The organism is Streptosporangium roseum DSM 43021 (assembly GCF_000024865.1).
GTDB lineage: Bacteria > Actinomycetota > Actinomycetes > Streptosporangiales > Streptosporangiaceae > Streptosporangium > Streptosporangium roseum.
Window position 1 is genome coordinate 3,051,514 of sequence record NC_013595.1, and the last position, 14,208, is coordinate 3,065,721.

13 protein-coding genes are annotated in these 14,208 nt (G+C 73.6%); all 13 read left to right on the top strand.

Going from position 1 to position 14,208, the window contains the following annotated elements; translation table 11 throughout:
• Positions 1–44 precede the first annotated feature (44 nt).
• The 13 genes from SROS_RS13605 (at position 45) to SROS_RS13665 (ending at position 14,177) form a co-directional block, all read left to right on the top strand.
• Positions 45–920 carry a dihydroorotate dehydrogenase electron transfer subunit gene (locus tag SROS_RS13605; RefSeq protein ID WP_012889512.1) on the top strand — a complete coding sequence of 292 codons (876 nt, stop codon included), beginning with the start codon at positions 45–47 and terminating at the stop codon, positions 918–920.
• On the top strand, positions 910–1,884 hold the full coding sequence (locus SROS_RS13610; protein WP_012889513.1) for a dihydroorotate dehydrogenase: 975 nt from the start codon (positions 910–912) through the stop codon (positions 1,882–1,884). The genes SROS_RS13605 and SROS_RS13610 overlap by 11 nt, the downstream gene beginning before the upstream one ends.
• Complete coding sequence (gene pyrF / locus SROS_RS13615) at positions 1,881–2,594, top strand: orotidine-5'-phosphate decarboxylase (RefSeq protein WP_012889514.1); 714 nt, start codon at positions 1,881–1,883, stop codon at positions 2,592–2,594. The genes SROS_RS13610 and pyrF overlap by 4 nt, the downstream gene beginning before the upstream one ends.
• Before the next feature lie 186 nt (positions 2,595–2,780).
• Positions 2,781–3,104 carry an integration host factor, actinobacterial type gene (gene mihF, locus SROS_RS13620; RefSeq protein ID WP_012889515.1) on the top strand — a complete coding sequence of 108 codons (324 nt, stop codon included), beginning with the start codon at positions 2,781–2,783 and terminating at the stop codon, positions 3,102–3,104.
• Positions 3,105–3,256: 152 nt separating this feature from the next.
• Positions 3,257–3,871, top strand: coding sequence for a guanylate kinase (gene gmk / locus SROS_RS13625; RefSeq protein ID WP_043655522.1), 615 nt, complete (start codon positions 3,257–3,259; stop codon positions 3,869–3,871).
• A 13-nt stretch (positions 3,872–3,884) separates the two neighbouring features.
• The gene (gene rpoZ, locus SROS_RS13630; protein ID WP_012889517.1) at positions 3,885–4,148 is read left to right on the top strand and encodes a DNA-directed RNA polymerase subunit omega; all 264 of its coding nucleotides are present in this window, start codon (positions 3,885–3,887) and stop codon (positions 4,146–4,148) included.
• A gap of 179 nt (positions 4,149–4,327) precedes the next feature.
• Positions 4,328–5,569, top strand: a complete 1,242-nt coding sequence (gene coaBC / locus SROS_RS13635; RefSeq protein ID WP_012889518.1) for a bifunctional phosphopantothenoylcysteine decarboxylase/phosphopantothenate--cysteine ligase CoaBC — start codon at positions 4,328–4,330, stop codon at positions 5,567–5,569.
• Between the two features lie 79 nt (positions 5,570–5,648).
• Positions 5,649–6,017, top strand: coding sequence for a hypothetical protein (locus tag SROS_RS13640; RefSeq protein WP_012889519.1), 369 nt, complete (start codon positions 5,649–5,651; stop codon positions 6,015–6,017).
• 114 nt (positions 6,018–6,131) lie between these two features.
• Entirely contained in the window at positions 6,132–6,707 is a 576-nt protein-coding gene (locus SROS_RS13645; RefSeq protein ID WP_169369298.1) for a TPM domain-containing protein, read from the top strand.
• A 144-nt stretch (positions 6,708–6,851) separates the two neighbouring features.
• A complete protein-coding gene (gene metK / locus SROS_RS13650; RefSeq protein ID WP_012889521.1) occupies positions 6,852–8,039 on the top strand; it encodes a methionine adenosyltransferase in 1,188 nt (395 codons plus the stop codon).
• Positions 8,040–8,186: 147 nt separating this feature from the next.
• Positions 8,187–10,517: an ATP-binding protein gene (locus SROS_RS13655; RefSeq protein WP_012889522.1), complete on the top strand. Its 2,331-nt coding sequence runs from the start codon at positions 8,187–8,189 to the stop codon at positions 10,515–10,517.
• Between the two features lie 67 nt (positions 10,518–10,584).
• Entirely contained in the window at positions 10,585–11,814 is a 1,230-nt protein-coding gene (locus SROS_RS13660; RefSeq protein ID WP_052316933.1) for a LuxR C-terminal-related transcriptional regulator, read from the top strand.
• A gap of 275 nt (positions 11,815–12,089) precedes the next feature.
• The gene (locus SROS_RS13665; RefSeq protein WP_012889524.1) at positions 12,090–14,177 is read left to right on the top strand and encodes a primosomal protein N'; all 2,088 of its coding nucleotides are present in this window, start codon (positions 12,090–12,092) and stop codon (positions 14,175–14,177) included.
• Positions 14,178–14,208 lie beyond the last annotated feature (31 nt).

A 14,208-nucleotide genomic window follows, 5' to 3' on the forward strand; every position in this document is an offset into this window, starting at 1 on the left:
ACCATAGGCACGGCGGCTGCGGGGCTGACGCGCCCCAGGCGGAGGTGAGGGAGACGCCTGTTACTCCGGTACAGGTGACGGGCACGGTGCTGACGACGCGCCGGGTCGACGCCTATCATGCGCTGACCGTGGTCGCACCCGGCATCGCCGAGCGGTTCCGGCCCGGCCACTTCGTCGCGGTGGCCGTCGGCGGGGCGCAGACGTCGACGCTGACGCGCCGTGCCTTCTCCATCCACGACGTCAAGCCCGACTACAGCGGCACGGTGGAGTTCGTCTTCACCGTGCGCGGTCCCGGCACGGCCTGGCTGGCCGAGCGCCGCGCCCGCGACACGCTGGACCTGGTCGGGCCGCTCGGCCGCCCGTTCCCGCTGCCGCGCGACCCGGTGACCTGCGTCCTGGTGGGCGGCGAGTACGGCTCGGCGACGCTGTTCGCCGTGGCCGACGCGCTCCAGCAGCGCGGCTGCCGCGTCGACTTCGTGCTGGGCGCGGCCTCCGCCGACCGGGTGTTCGGCGCGCTGCGCGCCCGCAGGATGGGGGAGACGACCACGCTGACCACCGAGGACGGCTCCCTGGGCCTGCGCGGCCGGGTCACCGACGTGCTGCCCGGCGTGATCGCCGACGTCCGGGCCGACGTGGTCTACGCCTGCGGCCCGATGCCGATGCTGCGCGGCGTCACCGCCGTGGCGGTCGAGTTCGACATCCCGGTCCAGGTGGCCGTGGAGGAGCGGATGGCGTGCGGGATCGGCGTCTGCATGACGTGCGTGCTGCCCGTCATCGGCGACGACGGCGTGACCCGGATGGTGCGCTCGTGCGTCGAAGGTCCGGTCTTCCGGGGCGAGCGCGTCCGCTTCGACGATGTGGGAACGATCCCGTTCGACGCGCTCGGAGCGCCCGGTGGGGGATCGCGGAATGTCGGTTGACATGCGGACGTACCTGGGGCACGTGGAACTGGTCAACCCGATCATCACGGCCGCGGGGTGCGCGGCGTCGGGCTCCGAGCTCGCCCAGTTCTTCGACCTGGGCCGGATCGGCGCGCTGACCACGCGGTCGATCACGATGGCCCCCAGAGCGGGCCGTCCGACCCCCAGGATGGCCGAGACGCCCTCGGGCATGCTCAACGCCATCGGCCTGCAGGGGCCGGGCGTGGACGCCTTCCTGGAGCGCGAGCTGCCCTGGCTGGCCCAGCGGAACGTCAGGACCGTGGTCTCCATCGGCGGCGGCACCGTGGCCGAGTACACCGCGCTGGCCCGCAGGCTCACCGACGCCCCCGGGGTGAGCGCCGTGGAGGTCAACCTGTCCTGTCCCAACATCGAGGACCGGGGGCGCGTCTTCGCCCGCGACGGGGCCGCCTCGGCCGAGGTGGTCGCCTCGGTGCGCTCGGTGATGCGCTACGACGTGCCCGTGGTGGCCAAGCTCTCCCCGGACGTGATGGACGTCGTGAGCGTCGCCCGCGCGTGCGTGGACGGCGGCGCGGACGCGCTCTCGATGATCAACAACCCGCTCGGCATGAGCATCGACACCGAAGCCATGCGCCCGTCGCTGGCGGCGGTCACCGGCGGGCTGTCCGGACCGGCCATCCGGCCGCTGGCCGTACGCTGCGTGTGGCAGGTCCACGCCGCGCTGCCCAGCGTGCCCATCATCGGCATGGGCGGCGTGCTGACCGGCAGGGACGCCTTCGAGCTCATCCTCGCCGGGGCCTGTGTCGTCGCCGTCGGCACCGCGCTGTTCCATGACCCCTACGCCTGCCTGCGCATCCTGCGCGAGCTGGAGGAGCTCCTGGCGGCCCGGGGGTTCCACCGGCTGGCCGACGCGGTCGGGCTGGCCCATCGCCCGCCGGGGGCGCCCACCCGGCACCGGACAGACCTAGAGGAGAGTTCCCTGTGACGCCCGCACCCATCGCCGTCGCCCTGGACGCACCCGACCTGGAGACCGCGGCCCACTGGGCGAGCCTGGTGACGCCCCACGTCAGCACGGTCAAGGTCGGACTCGAACTCTACCTCCGTTACGGACCCGAGGTGATCGCCTCGGTGCGCGGGGCGAGCGGCGTGCAGGTGTTCCTGGACCTGAAGCTCCACGACATCCCGAACACCGTCGCCGGCGCGGCCAAGGCCGTGGCGCGGCTCAAGCCCGCCATCCTGACCGTCCACGCGGCCGGTGGCCCCGCGATGATCCAGGCGGCGGTGGAGGCCCTGCCCAACACCCAGATCGCGGCCGTGACGGTGCTCACGTCGCTCTCCGAGGCCGATCTGGAGCGGATCGGTGTCGCGGGTCCCTCCGATGACGCCGTGCGCCGTCTGGCGGTCGTGGCCGTCGGCGCGGGCGCCCAGGCCCTCGTGTGCTCGCCGCGTGAGGTCGCCACGGTGCGGGCAGAGGTCGGGCCGGACATCACCCTGATCACTCCCGGCGTCCGCCCCGTCGGCGCCGCGAGTCAGGATCAGGCAAGAGTAGCGACTCCTGAGCAGGCGCTCGCCGACGGGGCCGATCTTCTGGTCATCGGCCGCCCGATCACCGGCTCGGCCGACCCCGGAGCCGCCGCCGCGGGGATCGCCGCGGCGCTCCGGCGGACCCTCGCCGGCAGCGGACGCGCGGTGTGATCCAAGTCGCGGGAAACACGGCGCTGAGCGCAGTTTCGTCGACGCTCGGCAACTTTTCGGCTACACAAAGTGACGAAGTAGATTTTCTAAGGGAAGAAACTGGGCTTGACGTTGCTTGAAGCGTCATGACCAGCTAGTTTCCCTTCCCGTCCGAGTACATCCACAGGAAATTCGAGGTGACCCGGCGTGGCTCTTCCTCCCCTTACCCCTGAGCAGCGCGCCGCAGCCCTAGAGAAGGCTGCCAAGGCCCGCCGAGAGCGTGCCGAGGTTAAGAATCGCCTGAAGCACGGCGCGATCTCTCTGGCTGAGGTGCTCAAAGACGGGCAGGCCGACGACGTCATCGGCAAGATGAAGGTGTCGGCCCTTCTGGAGTCGCTCCCCGGCGTGGGCAAGGTCCGCGCCAAGCAGCTGATGGAGCGGCTTGGCATCGCAGAGTCCCGCCGCGTGCGGGGTCTCGGCGCCAACCAGCGAGCTTCGCTCGAGCGTGAGTTCGGCGGTGCCGAGAGCTAGTCTCGGTTCAGTAAGAACACGCTCACCCGCATCCGCGGGAACGGCATCACGGGGGGTTTGGAGTGACCGGAACGTCGTGGCCCGGCGAGAGTCGGGTCCCGGAGGAAACCGCTGAGAGCGGGTCCGGTGACTTCACCTCCCCGGTCGCAGGCCTGGTGGCGGCGCGAGCCTCCGCCGGGCCGACCGGCAACCGCCTGACGGTCCTCTCAGGACCGTCAGGCGTCGGCAAGTCCACGGTCGTCGCCGAGCTTCGGCGGGCACACCCCCAGGTGTGGCTGTCGGTCTCGGTGACCACCAGGAAGCCCCGGCCGGGGGAGACCCACGGGGTGGAGTACTTCTTCGCCGACGACGACGAGTTCGACCGCCTGGCCGCCTCCGGCGAGCTGCTGGAGTGGGCCGAGTTCGCCGGCAACAGGTACGGCACGCCGCGCGGCCCGGTGCTGGAGAAGCTCGCCGCCGGAGTGCCCACGCTGCTGGAGATCGACCTCCAGGGCGCGCGCCAGGTCCGGGCGAGCATGCCCGAGGCGGTGCTGGTCTTCCTGGCCCCGCCCACCTGGGAGGAGCTGGAGAAGCGCCTGCGCGGCAGGGGAACCGAACCCGAGGACGTCATCGCCCGGCGCCTGGCGGCGGGCCGGATCGAGATGGCCGCGGAGCAGGAATTCGACCTGACTCTTGTGAACACGTCCGTCCAGGATGTATGTCATCGGCTGATAGCCTTACTGGCTGATGCTCCCGAGGCTTCGAGCCCCGGTCGTTCACCTAGCTAGGGGAAATCACAACGTGGCAACGAACGCCGCCTATTCCGAAGGCATCACCAACCCGTCGATCGACGCGCTCCTCGACATCGTCGACAGCAAGTACAGCCTCGTGATCTTCGGCTCGAAGCGCGCGCGCCAGATCAACGCCTACTACTCCCAGCTCGGCGAGGGCCTGCTGGAGTACGTCGGCCCGCTGGTGGAGACCCACGCCCAGGAGAAGCCGCTGTCCATCGCGCTGCGCGAGGTCAGCGAGGGCCTGCTCACCTCCGAGCCGATCGAGGGCTAGTCCCACCGATGCGGACGCCTGGCGAGGGTGTGACGGTGAACCGGCCCGCCGGACGGGCGGCACCGGGCGGTGATCGAGACCACGGCCTCCAGCCCGCCGGGCAGGACGCCGCCGACGGCCACCGGCCTCCGGCGGCCGAGGCCGACGGGCACGACCGGAGCCAGGGGCCCGGTCCCGACGTGACGGACCGCGGCCGCGCGCCCGGACCGGACCGGATCCGTAAACCCGCCGTCGTCCTCGGCGTGAGCGCGGGCATCGCCGCCTACAAGGCCTGCGAGCTGCTCCGCCTCCTCACCGAGTCCGGTCACGACGTCCGCGTCGTCCCGACCCGGGAGGCGCTCCGCTTCGTCGGCGAGCCGACCTGGGCGGCCCTGTCCGGCAACCCGGTGACGGCCGACGTCTGGGAGTCCGTGCACGAGGTGCCCCATGTCCGGATCGGACAGGGCGCCGACCTGGTGGTCGTCGCTCCCGCCACCGCCGACGTGCTCGCCAAGGCCGCCCACGGGCTGGCCGGAGACCTGCTCACCAACACCCTGCTCACCGCGCGGTGCCCGGTGGTGTTCGCCCCCGCGATGCACACCGAGATGTGGGAGCACCCCGCGACCCGGGCCAACGTGGCCACGCTCCGCGAGCGCGGCGCGATCGTCATCGACCCCGCCGTGGGCCGCCTGACCGGCGCCGACACCGGCCGCGGCCGGCTGCCCGACCCCAAGGAGATCTTCGAGGTCTGCCGCAGGGTCCTGACCGGGCGCCCCGCCGACCTGGCCGGCCGCCGTCTGGTGATCTCCGCCGGGGGCACCCGCGAAGCCATCGACCCGGTCCGCTTCATCGGCAACCGCTCCTCGGGCCTGCAGGGCTACGCCCTGGCCCGTACGGCCGTCGCCCGCGGCGCCGAGGTGGTCCTGGTGGCCGCGAACGTCGCCCTGCCCGACCCCGCCGGGGTCACGGTGGTCCGGGTGGAGTCGGCCGTCGAGCTGCGCGCCGCCGTGCTGGAGGCGATGGAGGGCGCCGACGCCGTGGTCATGGCCGCCGCCGTCGCCGACTTCCGGCCCTCGGCGCAGAGCGGTTCGAAGATCAAGAAGACCTCCGCCGAGCCCGAGCCCATCCATCTGGTGAAAAATCCTGACATTCTCGCCGAGTTGGGCGACCGCCGCCGCGAGGGGCTCAAGCCGTACCCGTCGGTGATCGTCGGGTTCGCGGCCGAGACCGACGACGTCCTGGCCAACGGGCGGGCCAAGCTGGCCCGCAAGGGCTGCGATCTGCTCGTCGTCAACCAGGTGGGCGACAACCTCGCCTTCGGCACGCCGGACAACGCGGCGGTGGTCCTGGCCGCCGACGGCGAGCAGGTGGAGATCCCGCGCGGTCCCAAGGAGGACCTCGCCGACGCGGTCTGGGATCTCGTCGCCCGGCGGCTGCCCTGATCCGCTTGCCGGACCTCCCCGTACGGCGGATACTGCGTCCGGAGTGACCTGCGACGTTGCAGCATGAAGGGAATTGACCATGCCGGTCCCCGCCGTCGTCAGGGCCCGCTGCCGCGCCCTGCTCCCTCCCGGGGAGGACATGCGCTACGTCCTGCCCGCGCTGTCGGTCGGCTCGCCGGGGATGGCGACCTTCCTGATCGTGGTGACCGACCGCTCGATCTCCGTGCTGTCCACCAAGTTCTTCGACCAGGACGCGCCGACCTCGGTCTACGCCACCCACGCGCGCCGGACGCGGCTCGGCCCGGTGGAGTTCTCCGCGGGCGCGGCCATCGAGCTCGGCGACATGGTGTTCGAGATCGACGAGGAGTACGCGGCGGTGGTCTGCGCCGCCGACGCGGAGGTGTTCGCGCCCGAGACGCTGCCCCCCGATCCGCTGCCCGACCTGTGACCTCCTAGTGTGAAACACGTGTGCAGGTGGGTCGTCCGGAGATCGCGCGGGTCACCTGGGGATGCGCCGGCCGAGGGGATGGCTCCGGGGCCGGCCCGGCTGCGGGGGCTGCGGATGCCGCACATCGTTCGCGTTCTGGCCGTGCTGATCCTGACGCTGTCGCTCTCCCCGTGGGGGGCCGCGGCACACGCCGATCCGCCGGCCGCCGTCCCGGAACCGCCGGTCGCGGTCTCCGGGCCGGTGACCGACCGGGCGGGCGTGCTCGGCGGCCGCCAGGCAGAGGTCGAGGCGGCCATCGCGAGACTGCGGGTCCGCCACGGCGTCCGCCTGTACGTCGTCTACGTCCGGAGCTTCTCCGGCATGGGCGCGACCGACTGGGCCGCCGGGACGGCCCGGCTCAGCGGCCTGGGCCGGCTCGACCTGCTGCTGGCCGTCGCCACCGGGGAGGGCCGCTACGCCGTCTGCGCCGACCCGGCCTTCCCGCTGTCGGGCGCGCAGCTCGACTCGGTGGCCGCGACCGCGATCGAGCCCGAGCTGCGGCACTCCGACTGGGCGGGCGCGCCGATCGTCGCGGCCAGGGAATACGACGCGGTGCTGGCCTCCGCGGGCACCGTCTCGGCGTGGAACGGCCCAGCTCACGGCCTTCGCCGCGGGCCGGCCGTACAGATTCCCGACCGGTTGTGGGGGTGAATCGGCGCGACGCGCCGAAGTTGGACGCGAGATGGTTTCGCGACGCTGCTCCGGGTACGGCTAGACTTCGGCTCAGCGCTACTGGTGTCGTGTCGACGCCAGAGCCCCCAGACGCCAGCAGCCGCTGCATGAGGAGCCACTGACTTGTCCCGTCGCCTGTTCACCTCCGAGTCGGTCACCGAGGGCCACCCGGACAAGATCGCCGACCAGATCAGTGACGCGATTCTCGACGCCATGCTCAAGGGTGACCCCAAGAGCCGTGTCGCGGTCGAGACGCTGATCACCACCGGTCAGGTCCACGTCGCCGGAGAGGTGACGACGGAGACCTACGTCGACATCCCCGGTCTCATCCGGGAGAAGATCCTCGAGATCGGTTACGACGCCTCCCACAAGGGCTTCGACGGAGCCTCCTGTGGCGTGTCGGTGTCCATCGGCGCGCAGTCGCCCGACATCGCCCAGGGTGTCGACGACGCCTACGAGGCCCGTGAGGGCGAGGGCGTCGACGAGCTCGACCGCCAGGGCGCGGGCGACCAGGGCCTGATGTTCGGCTACGCCTGCCGCGAGACCCCCGAGCTGATGCCGCTGCCGATCCAGCTCGCGCACCGCCTGGCCGAGCGCCTGTCGCAGGTCCGCAAGGACGGCACCGTGCCCTACCTCCGCCCCGACGGCAAGACCCAGGTCACCATCGAATACGACGGTGACCGCCCGGTCCGCCTCGACACCGTGGTGGTCTCCACCCAGCACGCCGCCGAGATCGACCTCAAGGAGATGCTCGCGCCGGACATCAAGGAGCACGTGGTCGACCCGGTGCTCGCCGGCCTGGAGATCGCCACCGAGGGCTACCGCCTGCTGGTCAACCCGACCGGCCGTTTCGAGATCGGCGGCCCGATGGGCGACGCCGGGCTGACCGGCCGCAAGATCATCGTCGACACCTACGGCGGCATGGCCCGCCACGGCGGCGGCGCCTTCTCCGGCAAGGACCCGTCCAAGGTGGACCGCTCGGCCGCCTACGCCATGCGCTGGGTCGCCAAGAACATCGTGGCCGCCGGTCTGTCCGACCGCGCCGAGGTCCAGGTCGCCTACGCCATCGGCAAGGCGCACCCGGTCGGCGTGTTCGTCGAGACCTTCGGCACCGAGAAGGTCGAGATCGACAAGATCCAGCAGGCCGTGCTCCAGGTCTTCGACCTGCGCCCGGCCGCGATCATCCGCGACCTCGACCTGCTGCGCCCGATCTACTCGGCGACCTCCGCCTACGGTCACTTCGGCCGCTCGGAGTTCTCCTGGGAGGCCACCGACCGCGCCGAGGCCCTGCGCGCCGCCGCCGGTCTCTGACCCGCTCCACCGCAGCCCCCGTGGGACCTCCCACGGGGGCTGTCGCGTCTGCGGGCAGCCCGTCCCGCCGGGCCCTGACCACCACCCGCGACCCTGAGACGTCGATCCCTGTGTAGCTTCTTCTTTTCAAGATCTTTAGGGAGAGATGTGAGCGGGCGGTCGGGGACGGGCGAACTACCGGTGGAGGCCACGAGCTTCGTGGGGCGCAAGGAGGAGGTCCGCCAGGTCAGGCGCCTGCTCCAGGGCTCCAGGCTGGTCACCGTCACCGGGGGCGCGGGCATCGGCAAGTCCAGGGTGGCCGTCGAGGCCGCGTCCGGGGTGCGCAGGGCCTTCTCCGACGGCGTCCGGTTCGTGGAACTGGCCGGGGTGAGCGATCCCGGTCACCTGGAGGAGGCCGTGGCCCAGGCGCTGGACCTGGCGGACCCGTCGGACCGCCCGGACGTCGAGGCGCTGGCCGACCATCTCCGCGACCGGCAGACCCTGCTGCTCCTGGACACCTGCGAGCATCTCGTGGACGCCTGCGCGCGGCTGGCGCAGACCCTCCTGGAGAGCAGTCCCGAACTGCGGATCCTGGCCACCAGCAGGCAGTCGCTCGGCGTGCCCGGCGAGCACATCGTGGCGCTCGCGCCGATGCCCCTGCCCGGCCCGCGCGCGGTGGAGTCCGTGGCCGTGCTCGCCCGCTGCGACTCGGTCGCGCTCTTCCTGGAGCGCGTCACCGCCGTCGACCCGGACTACGCGCTCACCGCCGAGAACGCCGCCCAGGTCGCCGAGATCTGCGCCAGGCTCGACGGCATCCCCCTGGCCATCGAGCTGGTCGCCGTCCGGATGCGCACGCTCCCGATCGGCCGCATCCTCGGCCTGCTCGACGACAGGCTCTGGCTGCTGTCGGGCCTCACGGCGGGCAGGCGGCACCCGACCGTCGGCGCGACCGTCGAATGGAGCCACGAGCTGTGCACCGACGACGAGCGGTTGCTCTGGTCGCGGCTGCCGGTCTTCGTCTCGACCTTCGACGCCGCCGCGGCCGAGGGCGTCTGCGCCGACGGGGCGCTGCCCGCCGAGCGGATCCTGCCCGCCCTGCTCGGCCTGGTGGACAAGTCCATCGTGATCCCGGTCAGACGGGGCGAGGGCACGGTCTACCGGCTGCTGGACATCATCCGGGAGTACGGCGCCGCCAGGCTGCTGGAGAGCGGGGAACGCGAGTGGCTGCGCCGGCGCCACCTGCGCCACTACCTCGAACTGGCGCACCGGGGACGGGCGGCCGGCCCGGAGGCCGACCAGGTGGAGCTGTGGGGGCGGATCCGGCGCGACTGGCCCAACATCCGCGCGGCCCTCGACCTGTGCGCCGAGGACCCGGCCGAGCACGAGACGGGCCTGAACATGGCCTCGACGCTGTGGTACCTCTGGATCGCCTGCGGGATGCTCCGGGAGGGCCACCACCACCTGGAGCGGCTGCTCGCCCGCTGCCCGCCCGGGACCGAGTCGTGGTCGTGGGCGACGCTCATACTGGCCTACATCGCCATCGCCCGGGGGCATCTGGGCGAGGCGCGGCTGCTGCTGGAACGGTGCAGGCGCCGTTCCCCGTCCGGCGGCGACATGGTCCGGCTCCTGCAGCTCAAGCTGAGCGGCACGCTGGCCGTCATCGAGGGCGACCTGCGCGGCGGGGAGGCCCGGCTGCGCGCCGTGGTGGACCGGCTCGGCCCCGGCGCGCGACTCCCCGAGGTGTTCCTGCCGTCGATGGTCGAGCTGGGCCTGAGCCTGATCTGGCGCGGCGAGACCGCGGCCTCCAGGGAGGTCTTCCTGCGCTGCCGGCGGCTCTGCGAGGAGCAGGGGAACGTGTGGGCGCGCGCCTACGCCGACTACGGGCTGGGGCTGGTCGCCATGGCCGAGGGCGACGCGGAGCGGGCGGCCTCGTACGCGCGCGACTCGCTACAGGTGAAGAGGCACTTCTCCGACGCCATGGCGATCGTGCTCTGCCTGGAGCTGCTGGCCGCCGCCGCGGTGGACCGGGGCGAGCCGGCCAGGGCGGGGCGGCTGCTCAGCGCGGCCCGGACCGGCTGGCGGGACAAGGGCCTGCGGGACTACCCCCTGATGGTCGAGGACAGCGCTCGCTGCACCGAGCTGGTCAGGCGGAGCCTGTCGCGCCGGGACTTCGACCAGGCGGCCCGCGAGGGGGCCGCGCTCGGCCTGGAGGGGGCGATCGCCTACGCGCTCGGCGAGGAGGGGGCCGCCGGGGGCGCCGCCGTACGCCGCGACTCGGGCTGGGCGCCGCTCACCCGCAGGGAGCGGGAGGTCGCCGAACTGGTCGCCGAGGGGCTGACCAACCGGCAGATCGCCCACCGGCTGATGGTCGTGCAGCGGACCGTCGACTCCCACGTCGAGCACATCCTGGCCAAGCTCGGCTTCTCGGCGCGCACCCAGGTCGCGGCCTGGGCGACCCGGCGGCGCCGGGGGAGCTCCGCGGCTCCGGAGAACGCGTGAATACCGCCTGGTAGCGTTTCGGCGGACACGGGGGGCGAAAATGGCGAGGCGGCCGGGGAATCTGCCCGTGGACCTGTCCAGTTTCGTGGGACGGGCCGAGGAACTGGCCGAGGGCCTGCAGCACCTCGCCGGCACCAGGCTCCTGACCCTCACCGGCCCCGCGGGGGTGGGCAAGACCCGCACCGCCCTGCGCCTGGCCGACACCCTGCGCCGTGGCTTCACCGGCGGGGTCTGGCGGGTCGAGCTGTCGGGTGCGGCCGATCCGGCGGCCGCCGTCGCCGAGACGCTGGAGGCGGGCGGCGCGCTCTCGCCGCCGGAGATCGCCTCGGCGCTGGGCGACAGGCGGCTGCTCGTCGTGCTCGACACCTGTGAGCATCTCCTCGGCGAGGTGACCGGACTGGTGGAGGCCCTGCTCGGCAGGGCGTCGAGGATCGTGGTGGTGGCCACCAGCCGCCAGCCGCTGGGCCTGCCGGGGGAGCGGGTGCTGGGACTGGCGCCGCTGCCGCTGCCGTCGGCCGTGCGGCTGTTCGAGGACCGGGCCGTGGCCGCCGACCCCGGCTTCGCCCTGACGCCGGCCGTCTCGCCGGTGGTCGCCGAGATCTGCGCCAGGCTGGACGGGCTGCCGCTGGCGATCGAGCTCGCCGCCACCCGGATGCGCTCCCTCTCGGCCCGGGACCTGCTGGAGCGGCTGCGCCACCGTCTCACGCTGCTGACCGGGGTCAGCAGGAGCGTGCTGCCACGCCACCGCGACCTGCGGGCGGCCGTCCAGTGGAGCCACCGGCTCTGCGACGACGAGCAGCGCAGGCTGTGGGCACTGCTGTCGGCGCTGCCCGGCCCCTTCGACCTGGCCGCCGCCGAGCGGGCCTGCGGCGCCGGACTCGGGCCGGACCGGGTGGCGCCGGTCCTGGCCGGCCTGGTCGAGCGGTCGGTGGTGCTCCGCGACGCGGAAGGCCGCCACAGGATGCTGGAGGCCTACCGGGAGGTCGGGCTGGAACCGTCCGGGGGCCGGTGGCGGCCGGCCGTACAGGAGCCGCTGCGGGGCGCTGGGCGGTCCCTCCGCACCCACCAGCCCGGCCGGGTCGCGCGGGCGGTCACCGGCACGCTGAGCGCCCGGGAGCTCCAGGTGGCCGAGCTGATCACCGAGGGGCTGTCGAACCCGATGATCGCCGTCCGGCTGGACATCGCCAAGCGCACCGTGGACGCGCACGTCCGCAACATCCTCGCCAAGGGCGGCCTCGCCTCGCGCACCCAGGTGGCCGCCTGGGTGGCCGAAAACGACGGTCAGGCACCTCCATAGGCACATCGCCCGATGCGGGATACCGGTGACGGAGGTCATGATGGACGCGGCCAGTGGGGCACCGTGCGCTCCGGCGTTCCGCAGCAGTCAGACGGTGTTGAGGGAGGGGTCCCCTTCCGCCTGATGTATCGCCGGGGTGTTCTCCGTGTCGGGCGTGACCCACTGGCCGATCGCTTCCCGCGCCGGGCGCGGTCCCGGCGGGCCGCATTCCCCGGGCGGTCGCGTGCCGCCGGGCGGCCGCCTTCACCGCCCCCGGGATCTGGTAGGACAAGTGGGTGACCCACGCCAGCCCCTCACCAGACGACGGCGCCCTGCTGCCGCTCGACGCCGTACGTGAGCGGCCCGCGCCCGTTCCCGCCAAGCCGGCCAAGGGGGTGCCGGAGCCGGCCGCCGTGCTGCCGGTCGCGCGGGTGGCCGTGGACACCCCGCTGCCGCACCTGGACCGGCCGTTCGACTACATCGTCCCGGCCGCGGCGGACGCCGACGCGGTGCCGGGCGTCCGGGTCCGGGTCCGCTTCGCGGGGAAACTCGTCGACGGCTTCCTGCTGGAGCGGCTGGAGGCCAGCGAGCACGAGGGCAAGCTGGCCCGGCTGGAGAAGGTCGTCTCGCCCGAGCCGGTGCTGACCCCGGAGATCGTCGCGCTGGCCCGCGCCGTGGCCGACCGCTACGCCGGAACCCTGGCCGACGTCCTGCGCCTGGCCGTCCCGCCCCGCCACGCCAAGGTGGAGGCCGAGGCGGTCCCCCCGCCCCCGGACGCCGAGCCGCCGGACGGCCCCGAGCCGGCGCGGGAGGCCGGACCGGGCCCCTGGGCCGACTACCCGGACGGGGAGTCGTTCCTGGCGGCCCTCGCCGGGGGGCTCTCCCCGCGCTCGGTGTGGACCGCGCTGCCCGGGACGGGGGAGGGCGGGCCGCAGTGGGCCACGGCGGTCGCGGTGGCCGTCCGGGAGACCCTCCGCGGCGGCAGGGGCGCGCTCGTGGTGCTCCCCGACGGCAAGGACGTGACGCTGGCCGACGCGGCGCTGAGCGCCGCCCTGGAGCCCGGCGCGCACGTGGCGCTCACCGCCGACCTGGGGCCCGCCGAGCGCTACCGCCGGTGGCTGCGGGTGCTCCGGGGACAGGCGCGCGCCGTCGTCGGCACCCGGGGGGCGGCGTTCGCGCCGGTGCGGGACCTCGGGCTGGCGGTGGTCTGGGACGACGGCGACGACCTGCACGCCGAGCGGCTCGCGCCGTACCCGCACACCCGGGAGATCCTCGCGCTCCGGGCCCACCAGAGCCGTGCCGGCCTGCTCATCGGAGGCTATGCCCGTACGGCCGAGGCCACCCGGCTCGTCGCCACCGGCTGGGCCGGCACCATCGCCGCCACGCGCGAGACGGTCAGGACCAGGGCCCCGAGGGTCCGGCCGGCCGGGGAGGACTCCGAGCTGGCCAGGGACGAGGCGGCGAGGGCGGCCCGGCTGCCCAGCCTCGCCTGGCGCGCGCTGCGGACCGGGCTCACGGCCGGCCCGGTGCTGGTGCAGGTCCCCCGGCGGGGATACCTGCCCGCGCTGGCCTGCCAGAACTGCCGGGCCCCGGCCCGCTGCGGGCACTGCAGCGGGCCGCTCGCGCTGCGCGGCGGCCACGCCGCCCCCTACTGCCGCTGGTGCGGCCGGATCGCGGGGCAGTGGCGCTGCGCCGCCTGCGGCGGCGTCCGGGTGCGGGCGCAGGTGGTCGGCGCCCGCCGTACGGCCGAGGAGCTGGGGCGGGCCTTCCCCTCGGTCCAGGTCAGGACCTCGGGCAAGGACGGCGTGCTCGCCACGGTGGGCGCCGCCCGCGCACTGGTGGTGGCCACCCCGGGGGCCGAGCCGGTGGCCGAGGGCGGTTACGCGGCGGCCGTGCTGCTGGACGGCTGGGCGCTGCTGGGCCGGCCGGACCTGCGGGTCGCCGAGGAGACGCTCCGCCGCTGGATGAACGCCGCGGCGCTGCTGCGGCCCCGGGCCGAGCTGGTCGTGCTGGCCGACTCCTCGGTGCTCGCCGTGCAGGCGCTGCTGCGCTGGGATCCGGTCACCCACGCCGAACGGGAACTGGCCGACAGGACAGAACTAGGTTTCCCCCCGGCGGTAAGGATGGCCACGCTGACCGGCTCCCCCGCGGCGGTCAGGGAAATGCTCGGGGAGGTGGTCCTGCCGGAGGGGGCGCAGGTTCTCGGGCCCGTCCCGGTCGACTCGCCCAGGGGTGACCAGGTGCGGGAACGTGCCATGCTGCGGGTTCCGAGAGGGGCGGGACCGGCGCTGGCCGCCGCGTTGAAGGGGGCCGTCGGGGTCCGGTCGGCGCGCAAGGCTCCCGAGGTGGTCAGGGTATGCATTGACCCTCTCGATGTGATTTGAGTTGTTTCCCCGATTCGCGGTGCTGACAGTA

What these genes read in the sequence shown, in the direction of transcription:
- SROS_RS13610 (WP_012889513.1), top strand. Translation starts at nt 910, where the DNA reads ATGTCGGTTGACATGCGGACGTACCTGGGGCACGTGGAACTGGTCAAC.
- SROS_RS13640 (WP_012889519.1), top strand. Translation starts at nt 5,649, where the DNA reads ATGCCGGTCCCCGCCGTCGTCAGGGCCCGCTGCCGCGCCCTGCTCCCT.
- SROS_RS13645 (WP_169369298.1), top strand. Translation starts at nt 6,132, where the DNA reads ATGCCGCACATCGTTCGCGTTCTGGCCGTGCTGATCCTGACGCTGTCG.